Origin of the sequence: Geofilum sp. OHC36d9 (genome assembly GCF_052400685.1) — a bacterium.
In the GTDB taxonomy this organism is placed as follows: domain Bacteria; phylum Bacteroidota; class Bacteroidia; order Bacteroidales; family Marinilabiliaceae; genus CAZHHH01.
Map to the genome: position 1 here is coordinate 66,759 of NZ_JBQTGJ010000018.1, position 10,246 is coordinate 77,004.

The window sequence follows — 10,246 nt, forward strand, 5'->3', positions numbered from 1 at the left end:
TAATTAATCTTTGTTTTTCATCTCTTCCAGAGTCTGGGTATTAACTGTTTTTACCCGATAAACACCACAGGCTGAAAAAATTCCCCACGCCCCATTGCTTATGTTACCGGGAATGTTGGCCGGGTTTCCCGAGAATAGCGGATTGCTTCCTGCTAATTCTATTTGCAGGCCGTTGATGTAGTCGTATAATTGTTCGTCGGTGCTGTAACATTCCAGTGTGATCACATCGCCCGGTATCAGATTTTCTTCTGTTTCTTCCGGGTCAAGTCCAAAAATCCATACGCCATCGGCATAATTCCCATCGTAATAACGATCGTTAATAATGGTTACTTTATCATAGGTGTCTGATATCAGACTGTCATTTTTTAAGACTTTGAAAAGATAGAAGTTGGTTTCTTCAGGGTCCTGGGCGTAGAGCATTATTTTCCACAGATCCCAGTTGTTATCGTAATCGATGCCCACCGAGTCGGGTTTAATAATGTTTGGAAGCCGGCTGGATGCCGTATACACCGTGTTTTCATCAATACCATCTATTTTTACATCTTCAATGGTGAGTGTGTAAAGGGTGTTTTCTTTGCCATAGTAATCACCGGGGGTGTAATAATTACCCGATCCTTCCGGGTTTTCGGTAAGCTGAATGGTCGATGTTCCATCTGACAGTGACACGGTGGCGCCTGAGACGGACTGCTGTGGCTGGTTGTCAAAATAATTGCCCGATAAGGAAAGCCGCACCTGGTGATAGGTTGTATCGGTCGTGAGTATGCCATTAACAACCAGTTGCTGTTTTACTGATTTTAGTGGAAGGACTATTTCTTCTTCGCACCCCAACAGTAATAGTGAAATGAGTAATGGCAATAATTTGATGAGATATTTGATCATAATTTGATTTTTAAGGTCACATTAAACTTTCCCGTAAGTGTTAAGCATTCTCCCGACTCTTAAAATTTAAAATTGTAAGTAACGGAAGGTACAAAAGTAAATAGATACGTTTTAATGGCTTTGGTTCGGTAGGCCTCATCTTCATCTTCCACAAATGAAATGGACCAGGCATTTTTTTGGCCATAGGCATTGTAGAGCGAAAAATTCCATTCTCCATGCCATCGTTGTCCGGGTTTTGCACGGTTGCGTATGGTAACGGCCAGGTCCAGACGGTGGTAATCGGGCATGCGTTCTGCATTTCTGTCCGAATAGATAGGCACAATATTGCCTCCGCTTTCAAAGCGACCTACCGGAAATGTTACCGGAGCACCGGTATAATAAACCCAGTTACCCGAGATGGAAACTCGTTCGCTGGCTTTGAAGCTGAGAACCAACGAGCAGTCGTGGGTGTGGTCGTAGGGCGACAGATACCAGTTGTTATTGTTTATTCCCTCTATTTTACGTTTTGTCTGGCTCAGTGTATAACTTACCCATCCGTTCCAACGGCTAAAGTTAAAATGGCTGATGAATTCCATCCCGTAAGCATAGCTTTTCCCAAATCTCAATTCCCCTTCCAGATACTCATTGAGCAGGAGTTCGGCATAATCTTTAAAGTCGATGGTGTTTTTCATGTTTTTGTAGAAACCTTCAACGCCAAAATCCATTTTTTCATTATTGAGATGACGGAATATCCCCACTGAGTATTGGTCGGCCTTTTGTGGCTTTACATTGGGCGATGAGGTGAACCATACATCAAGCGGCGTGGTTGATCTTGAGTTGCTGGCCATATGAAGGTATTGGTATGAGCGCGAATAGCTTGCTTTTACCGACGTTATGGGGTTGATCATGTATGTGGCTCCCAACCGGGGTTCCCAGTTCCAATAGGTGTTGAATACGTCACCAGCACCGTAGCGGGTGGTGTCGTTTACTTCATAATTTTGGTCATAACCATATAACACACCTTTGCCAATGTTTTGAAAGCCCGACAGCCGGATCCCATATCGCAACGTTAGTTGGTCGGTGACTTTTTGGGTGTTCTCAGCATAAAGACCATGTTCCAGGGCCCGGTTACGCGGCAATTTCAGTTCATTAAAAACAGTGTTGTCGGAGGTGCCTTTTACATGGGCCGGCAGTATGTTGTGATAAATGGTCTGAAGACCAAAGCTAATGGCATTTTTTGTATTGGGATAGTAATTGAAATCCATTTTTAAATTGTAATCCCTAAGGTTCGATATCCATTTGAAGTCATCTGAACTGCCGCTTTCGGCGCTGAGTTGGTAATCGTAGTTGGTGGTCATGGCTGTAACGTTGCCAAACAGACGTGGTGAAAAGATATGATTCCACCGCATCGTCAGCGTTTGGTTGCCAAAGCTCATAGCCATGTCGCCACCTGAGAACATGTCGCGTCCCATATACCCACTCACAAACAGCCGGTCTTTGTCACTAAAAGTATGGCTGATTTTTGCATTGACGTCATAGAAATAGAGTTTACTGTCCTGCACCGACTCATCTGATGACAATGGCAGAAACAGGTCGGCATACGTACGACGTCCCGATAGCAGAAATGTGGTTTTGTCGGAGCCTAAAGGGCCTTCGAGAGTGAGCCGTGATGATAGTATGCCGATGCCGCCGGAACCAGTGAATCGTTGCGAATTTCCATCTTTCATGCGAATATCGAGCAGGGATGACAAGCGGCCGCCGCTGCGTGCCGGGATGTCACCTTTATAGATGTTGACGTCTTTTATAGCGTCGTTGTTAAATACCGAAAAGAATCCCATCATGTGTCCGGCATTATAAACAATGGCCTCGTCAAGCAGTATCAGGTTTTGATCGGGATTACCGCCTCGTACGCTGAATCCTGTAGAGCCTTCGCTGGCAGCCTGAATGCCGGGCAACAATTGAAGAACTTTTATGGGATCCACTTCTCCCATGAGGGCCGGGACGCTTTTTATGGTTTTTGCCTGTATCTTTTGTACGCCCATGATGGGGTTATCCAGTTGAACTTGCGTTTGATTGGCCACTACCCGAACCTCATTTAGCTGAGCGGATTCCGGTTCGAGAAGTATATTGTAGGTCAGGTCATCAGTGACCGATAGTTTTACCTGCTGTTGTTTGTATCCCAGTGATTTAAAACTTAGGGTTGCTTCGCCGGCTTCAACGGGCAGGCTGTAAAAGCCATAAAGGTTGGTGGCTGTTCCTGTTTGGGTTTCTGAGACATAGACGGTCGCTCCAATGAGTATCTCTCCGGTTTGGGAGTCTTTTACATAGCCATTAACGATGGGTGGATGCTTTGGCTCAGGAAGCGTCTCTCCCAATAAATAAAAAGGGAGGCTCCAGGTCAAAACAAGACTTAATAGGTATATTCTTTTTATCATTTCCATTTGTTAGAAAGGTGCAGATTTTATTTGTTGTGTTGAAGATTTACGAATATTGTTAAGTGGTCATCGTTTGTGCGGCATTATTCAGCCATCTATCTATCTTCTCCAATTTTTTTTTAAAATCACAAGCCATTGATTCCTGATAATACTTCGTGCAATTTGCCATGAGACGGTCGTTTGTTGCTTTTTGCAAGATACGCCAATCTGTTGGTTTTAACATTTCAATGTTAGTTGTATTTAAACCAGTGATTGGTGTCTGTACAAATGCTCGTATTCTTTAAATTGACCGGTTTTATATAAGCCCTTGACGATATCATGAACGCTATGGCATTGCTGAAAAATTAATAAATCAGAATTTTCCAAATTTTATGGACATGCCTATGTTAAAGCTGCGGAGCATGTCCGAGGGGCCAATTCTGGCCTCGCTGAAACCGCCTGCAGCAGACATTACATTTCTTTTATACTCCAGGTCGATGCCCGATGTGTATCGATAGCTTCCGGTAATGGCCATGCGCATCCATTTTATGATGTTGAATTCTATTTCAACGCTGGGTTCAAACACAAAAAAGGCATAACTGTCTTCGTCTATATAATTTTCTTCGTGGTCATAATCGCCCCAATGTTTTATATAGCTTATACCACCTGCACCAACCAGTATGGGAAAGGTAACATGCACCGGCCGGCGCCAGGCCAGAATGGGCTCAAGTATGATCCCGCCGTATCCGCCCGAATATTCATAGTCGTTTTGTAGGTTATTGTCATACACACTTTCAGAAATAAAGCCTTTTCCGCCGGCACCAATAGCCAGTGAGTGGTTGATTATAATTGCGCCTCGTCCGCCTATGTAAATGGCATCGAGGTTGTTGATCCGGGTGTAGCCGGTTTCAAAGGCGCCAAAACCACCTATAGATTGTGTTTCGCTGCTTCCAAAAATGGTTTGCATTTCATCTGATGAAGAGATGCCAGTGTTTTGTGCGGTCGTTGTAATCGATATGGCAACGAACAAAACAGAAATAAATAATTTTGTCCTCATTGTAAATTGTTTTTTAGGTAAGTCTGAATTTTGCGAATGGTATTTCCTGCAATTTTGTGCGTGATTTATTGAATATGATTTTATGCCTGCTGTTTGCATTGAACTGGTATAACATAGCGACACGTTTTGAATGGGCACATCGCTGTAAAACCTGATTTTATGTGTTTATAATTTGTTAAGGTCACCTGGAACTTGCCGGAATTAATCATTTTCTTGTGTGATGAATAATTTATATGAATTAAAATGTGGCAATGAATTGGTTAAAATACGTACCCCACGCCACCGGTAATATGAAGGTCGGCCCGGAAATAATCGGGACCAAAGAAACCAAAACTGCCATTCAGTTCAGTAAAAATAACCAGAGGTATTTTAAGGATTCGGTATTCAAGTCCTATCTGACCATCAAATCCGGGTGAGAAAAAGTCTTTGGTTACCTTTACACCTTTATTAAAAGGGGTGAAGGGATTTCTTATCCGGTATTGGTCGTACCACGTGATGTGTGCCCCATAGCCGTATGTGGCAAACAGTTTGTTGGATAAATGAGGTATGGCCGGTTCCTGAAACACGCGTAAAAGGGTTAGTTTGTTATAGTCTTTATTGATGTTGTACGAAACTTCTATTCCATTTTCGAATCCGGTTAGATATTTATAGCTTATTCCGAATCCTGACAAGGTTTGAAGCTTTATGGCATTCTCATAATCCTGTGCATGGCTGTTTAGTGTCATAAGCAACATTGTTATCGTGATGATGATTGGATGACTGCACGATTTTAGGTTCTCTTTAAAGACAAGTTTCATATTGGTCGGTTGCATTAAAGGTGTGTTATTTTTAAATTTCCGTTTTGAATATTTATTTTCAACTCAGGACCTCCGGTCTTCGCTTTAAAATAAAATTTCTGAACGTCTTGTATCGTTGGTTTGCTGTCGGTTTCTTGTAAAGTAATTGGCAGATTTCGTTCCCCTTTTGTCTGTTTAAGCAGCATGGTGTAAGCAGTGGGTTGGTTCATTTGGAGGTTGAGACTGCACGTATTGGCAATAATGACGCATTCTTTTGCGCTGGCGTCGATTCCCATTGACGACAATTCACCATAGGTGAGGTTGAGGTGGCATTCGTCACTTAACTGTCGGCATGAGAAATGACTAAAATAGGTCGTTCCCTTTATTGTTGATGCTTTGCCGATTTGAAGCTGGTCGCGCCGCGAGTTGACCTCCAGCGTTCCGGCCTCCTCAATGGAGATGTCAGACGAGCGGCTTTCGATTAGCAGATTGTGCGTCCCGGCAAGGCTGAGGTCTGTAAAATTGGTTTTAATAATGCCATTGTTTAAATGGTCAACGATGGCTGATCCAAAGGCCAGTGTCAGGTCGGTCCATCCACTTAGAGTCTGTGCCTGGAAGTTGCCGTTCGATAAATTGACCATAATGCGGCCTTTAAGTGATGGCAGGATTATGTCGCCATATTTATTGGTGATGCTGATATTTGTTTTGGCGGGTACGGTGAGTAAATAATCGATGCGCGAATGCGACCCGGCATTTGCCATGTTAGTGGCTTCTTTGATGCTTTGTAACCATTTGTTACCCGTAGACTCAAACAGGGTTTCAGCATTTAGTATGCTTTGCGTGGAAGTGAAGTTGATGGTGATATTGTTTTTTAGTTTGTTTATTTCTTCCTGACTGGCATGGGTGATTGTACGTGTCACTTCCAGTTTGATGGAATCCTGATTCCATGTTTGCACCTTTACTGTCCCGTATTTGTTGCTGATTTGAACTGTAACGCCTGGCGTGTATTCGTAAATGCGGGTTTCTTTACGGGTGTCCTTTATCTGCTGCGATAGGGCAGTTGAAGTGGGCAGCAATCCTGCCACAAAGCATAGTATGAAATACCATGTTGAGGACCAGTGCCGCAATGGGGCAGTGACCCAATGGATGGTTCTCCTGTACGGTGCCTGAAATTGCTGATTATAAGATATATTTTTCATAAGCTTCTTGCTTCGTAGTGTCGTTTTTTTCTTTTTCAATAAAGTCGAGCAATTGCTCCATGATCTGAAGTCTTAACCGGTAATTTTGAATCATGGCTGAAATAACTTCAGGGTTCGAAACATCATCTTTAAGGTCGGTTTTTAATTCTTTTAATACTTGATCGAGTTGGGCCAAATCGAGATCCATTTCCTCTGTGATGGCCGGATTGTTGGCTGTAAGGTTGATTACCTGTTGCCTTTTTTCTTTTATTTGTGATTCATAATAATCTGTGGTTTCTGCAATCTCGCTTAGCACCGATTCTGATAAGGCGGTTGTTTTTGAATCGGTGCGTATAAAATACCAGGCAGATGGTATTATCAGGGCGATTAACCCAATGGCTGCTATTCGTCTGATATAAAACAGTGCATTTTTTTGTTTTTTAGTCTGCGGCGTTTGCTCCACAGGTATTTGTCTGGCAATACGGCTCCACAGTTCCGGTGAAGGCGTCTGACTGTCAAAACCACTTCGGTTTTGGTGTATAAACGATTCCAGTGACTGATGTTTTTCCATAAGGCCTAATTTTTACTTGTGACATTAATTTGTCCCATCTTTAAAATCTCGACAATTTTTTTGCGGGCCCGCATGAGCTGTGTTTTCGATGTGCTCTGCGAAATATTCAGGATGGCGGCTATTTCTTCGTGATCGTAACCCTCCATCATATATAGTGAAAAGACGATGCGGTAGCCATCGGGTAAGAGGGCCATGGCGTGTTTTATGCGCTCAACCGTCAGGTTTATATCTTCGGGAAGTTCGTCTGGATACCCCTGGTCTGAACTGTTTGGAAGCGTTTCGTTGTACTCAACCGGTACTTTTTTCTTTTTTAACTCATTGATGCATTTGTTGATGGTGATACGTTTGAGCCAGGCACCAAAGGTCGATTCGAACCTGAAGCTGTTCAGTTTACCAAAGGCTTCAATAAATACTTCCTGAAGCATATCTTCTGCATCGGCCGTATTGTTTAAAATACGGCAGCAAATATTGAACATCGCTTTGCTATATAATTCATATAGCTGATGCAGGGCCTGAGGATTACCCTCTTTGGCCCGGTTGATAACTGATTGGTGTATGTCGGTTGAAATGCCTGACAAGGTGTCTTTTTTAGTTTAATGACAAATTTTATTGCGACAGGTTGCACAAAGGTATTATCAATTTTTGGCCGGAAAGTAATTTTATTTGGAAGACGATTTGATTTATTGTTTTTGCGAGGTAAAATTGAGTGAAATAATGCAATTTTTGATTGGCGTTTGAATGGTAAGTCCGATTGCGGTGTTGCGTTTGTTCTTGAGGTGTTAGTTTACGAACTGTAATGACACTTTTGAGTGCAGGCGTAACGTATAAGTGGTTATATCGCAAGGCGAATATTGAGAGAAGCAGGTTGTTTAGATGTGCGCAACGCGATTTCGTTATATGACGAAGAATTGTTTACGGCAGAAATTCTTACAAACCAAAAACCTGCCGGATCAGAAGAATCCAACAGGTTTTTGGTTTGTGAAATGGTGCGCCAACGAAATTTATAGCGTTACATTCCATTGGTCTTCCATATTGTTTTTCCAGTCGCTGAAATTTTCATTGCCGCCGCGTACTTTCCAGTCTGAATCGATGGTCAGCCGGGAGCTGATGCCGCCACGTGGGTTAAATACCATGACCACTCGCACGCGTTCGGGTTCGTAAACCTGCATCAAATGATCGTAAAATATATTAATCAGTCGCTCGTACGATACGGTGATGTTACGTAGGTGATAAACATATTGTTTGAGTGATTTAAGTTCTATGATTTTTTTTCTGGGATAAAAAGTTAAAAAGACATCTGCAAAATCGGGCTGCTCTTTAACGCCCAAAAAAGTGAACTCGGGAATTTTTATTTTTATTTCGTATGCTTCGCCTGTTGGATTGGGCAATGATTTTAGAATGGATGAGTCGATGTCTTTGTAGGTTGAAATTTTCTGTTCCATTATCTTTTAATATTGAATTAATGTTTCTGATGATGCGGTAAAGTTAGTATTTTCTTTCGGTTTAATACTTGTGAGTTATGTTTGCCTTTTTCGCTCGATTATAGCCATAAGATATAACATTTGTTAATGCCGATTCAGGAAAATGTGCTGGTGTGCTAGCAAGTTTTCAATTAGTTGGATCTGTTAAATCCAATGAATCTAATTTATTGGTATTCAATTCAGATTTATCGCATGAAATCGAGCTTATTACTAATAGTATGCTTAAAGTCAGTAAACTAAATATTCTATTCAAAGTTGTTTTTTGGGATCTGTATTTTTTTAATGTGTGGAAACATTGGTGTTATGAATAGTTGCCGATTGCGGGTTGGTATCCTGTCCGGTTACACCGCACTTAATGCAGGCTACAAACCTTGAATTACCTGCTAAACGGCAATTATTTATGAGCACGTGTTGGCACCAGGTGTTATTTTAAAATCACTCCCCATTCTGTCACAAAATATCCTTCTCTCTTAAAACTATCAATTGTTGGAACAGTTAATTTATCTTGTAATTGATTTTGTCCTTTAATGACATAAAAAAGTCTCAAGATGTTTTCAGGTTGCTTTGAAAAATCCAATTGTATTACATTGTCTATTATGCTTTTTGTTTGTGGGTAAACCGAATATAATGGATAATCATTAAGTCGTGGGATCCAGTATTCAATAAAATCATCAATTTCTTTACCATTAAATCCAAAATCAGTCATATTTTGCCTAAAAAATAAATCTAATTTATCAGTCGGTATAATCCATCCAAATTTTCTTTGCCAAACATCGGGCTGTGTGCTTTCATAAAACAAAAAGGAATAGGTGTTATTAATCAATCCAGAAGTGTCCACTAAAACATTCCAACCAGTTCCATATTCAGGAATAGACGTAACAATCTGTCCGCCCATTGGAAAATTGAGTTTTACAGATAAGTCAATTTGTTCATTTGGATAAATGTAAATATTTGGTTTATAAACCATATTGCAAGTATCACATTCGTCATCTTCATCATCAGGTTCGCAACTTTGAAAAGGAACTGATATTATCATATAAATGAAAATCAGTAATGGTAATCCTAAAATTTTTGTTGTTTTCATATGTTTATAATTTGTTTTTCAGTTGCCAGATGGAACTCGCCAGGATAATCATACTTCTGTGTGTGAAGCAATTCCCATGGCTCGTTTCATATTTTGTTTTTTTGTTTCTATCTTATGATGAATTATTTACTTGTCAGGTTGCGTCACAATTGGTGCCAATGCCCCCATAACGCCATTATCATTTATAACCCAAAAGCGTTATTGTAATTGTATTGTCTTTTGCCGATAATTACCGGAAAAACAGACACTGAATTTACTAAATCGCTGATATTTATCGACTAAGTTGAACAAAAACAGCCCCCATGTTTAGATGGAGGCCATGGTGTAATGAGACTTTCTCTGCGTGGTGCGAAGCGTTAGCCCTTGGGGGCGAGCCTTGCGCCCCTCGTGCAGAGCCATTCGGCACGAGGGGATGATCATGCGCCCCATGGGGATGATCGTGCGCCCCATGGGGATAATCATGCGCCCCATGGGGATGATCGTGCGCCCCTTGGGGATAATCATGCGCCCCATGGGGATAGTCATGCGCCCCATGGGGATGATCATGCGCCCCATGGGGATAGTCATGCGCCCCATGGGGATAGTCATGCGCCCCATGGGGATGATCGTGCGCCCCATGGGGATAATCATGCGCCCCATGGGGATGATCATGCGCCCCATGGGGATGATCGTGCGCCCCATGGGGATGATCGTGCGCCCCATGGGGAGCGTGAAACAGCCATAATTGTTTTACTTTCTGAATTTTCGGATTGTAATATCCTAAATTAGCTTGACAGATTTTACAACATTACTTGAATGGGATACAAACATAAAACATCATACTGGTT

Annotated in this window: 10 protein-coding genes; all 10 read right to left on the reverse strand. The window is 41.8% G+C overall.

Annotated elements, in window-relative coordinates; all coding sequences use genetic code 11:
- Window positions 1–3: 3 nt before the first annotated feature.
- Window positions 4–879, reverse strand: coding sequence for a DUF4249 domain-containing protein (locus tag ACT3CD_RS14360; protein ID WP_444646340.1), 876 nt, complete (start codon window positions 877–879; stop codon window positions 4–6).
- Between the two features lie 59 nt (window positions 880–938).
- Window positions 939–3,293 carry a TonB-dependent receptor gene (locus ACT3CD_RS14365; protein WP_444646341.1) on the reverse strand — a complete coding sequence of 785 codons (2,355 nt, stop codon included), beginning with the start codon at window positions 3,291–3,293 and terminating at the stop codon, window positions 939–941.
- Between the two features lie 352 nt (window positions 3,294–3,645).
- Window positions 3,646–4,329 (reverse strand): hypothetical protein, encoded by a 684-nt coding sequence (locus ACT3CD_RS14370; RefSeq protein ID WP_444646342.1) that lies wholly within the window; start codon window positions 4,327–4,329, stop codon window positions 3,646–3,648.
- A 260-nt stretch (window positions 4,330–4,589) separates the two neighbouring features.
- Entirely contained in the window at window positions 4,590–5,126 is a 537-nt protein-coding gene (locus ACT3CD_RS14375; protein ID WP_444646343.1) for a hypothetical protein, read from the reverse strand.
- A 14-nt stretch (window positions 5,127–5,140) separates the two neighbouring features.
- The gene (locus ACT3CD_RS14380; RefSeq protein ID WP_444646344.1) at window positions 5,141–6,304 is read right to left on the reverse strand and encodes a hypothetical protein; all 1,164 of its coding nucleotides are present in this window, start codon (window positions 6,302–6,304) and stop codon (window positions 5,141–5,143) included.
- Window positions 6,285–6,854 (reverse strand): hypothetical protein, encoded by a 570-nt coding sequence (locus tag ACT3CD_RS14385; protein ID WP_444646345.1) that lies wholly within the window; start codon window positions 6,852–6,854, stop codon window positions 6,285–6,287. Before ACT3CD_RS14385 ends, ACT3CD_RS14380 begins: the two co-directional genes overlap by 20 nt.
- A 5-nt stretch (window positions 6,855–6,859) precedes the next feature.
- On the reverse strand, window positions 6,860–7,432 hold the full coding sequence (locus ACT3CD_RS14390) for an RNA polymerase sigma factor (protein ID WP_444646346.1): 573 nt from the start codon (window positions 7,430–7,432) through the stop codon (window positions 6,860–6,862).
- A gap of 423 nt (window positions 7,433–7,855) precedes the next feature.
- The gene (gene queF / locus ACT3CD_RS14395) at window positions 7,856–8,296 is read right to left on the reverse strand and encodes a preQ(1) synthase (protein WP_444646347.1); all 441 of its coding nucleotides are present in this window, start codon (window positions 8,294–8,296) and stop codon (window positions 7,856–7,858) included.
- 463 nt (window positions 8,297–8,759) lie between these two features.
- The gene (locus ACT3CD_RS14400) at window positions 8,760–9,419 is read right to left on the reverse strand and encodes a hypothetical protein (protein WP_444646348.1); all 660 of its coding nucleotides are present in this window, start codon (window positions 9,417–9,419) and stop codon (window positions 8,760–8,762) included.
- Between the two features lie 306 nt (window positions 9,420–9,725).
- On the reverse strand, window positions 9,726–10,121 hold the full coding sequence (locus ACT3CD_RS14405) for a hypothetical protein (protein WP_444646349.1): 396 nt from the start codon (window positions 10,119–10,121) through the stop codon (window positions 9,726–9,728).
- Between the last annotated feature and the right edge of the window lie 125 nt (window positions 10,122–10,246).

Excerpts from the sequence above, each read along its gene's own strand:
- ACT3CD_RS14360 (WP_444646340.1), bottom strand. The coding sequence starts at position 879 with ATGATCAAATATCTCATCAAATTATTGCCATTACTCATTTCACTATTA.
- ACT3CD_RS14365 (WP_444646341.1), bottom strand. The coding sequence starts at position 3,293 with ATGATAAAAAGAATATACCTATTAAGTCTTGTTTTGACCTGGAGCCTC.
- ACT3CD_RS14370 (WP_444646342.1), bottom strand. The coding sequence starts at position 4,329 with ATGAGGACAAAATTATTTATTTCTGTTTTGTTCGTTGCCATATCGATT.
- ACT3CD_RS14375 (WP_444646343.1), bottom strand. The coding sequence starts at position 5,126 with ATGAAACTTGTCTTTAAAGAGAACCTAAAATCGTGCAGTCATCCAATC.
- ACT3CD_RS14380 (WP_444646344.1), bottom strand. The coding sequence starts at position 6,304 with ATGAAAAATATATCTTATAATCAGCAATTTCAGGCACCGTACAGGAGA.
- ACT3CD_RS14385 (WP_444646345.1), bottom strand. The coding sequence starts at position 6,854 with ATGGAAAAACATCAGTCACTGGAATCGTTTATACACCAAAACCGAAGT.
- queF (WP_444646347.1), bottom strand. The coding sequence starts at position 8,296 with ATGGAACAGAAAATTTCAACCTACAAAGACATCGACTCATCCATTCTA.
- ACT3CD_RS14400 (WP_444646348.1), bottom strand. The coding sequence starts at position 9,419 with ATGAAAACAACAAAAATTTTAGGATTACCATTACTGATTTTCATTTAT.
- ACT3CD_RS14405 (WP_444646349.1), bottom strand. The coding sequence starts at position 10,121 with ATGGGGCGCACGATCATCCCCATGGGGCGCACGATCATCCCCATGGGG.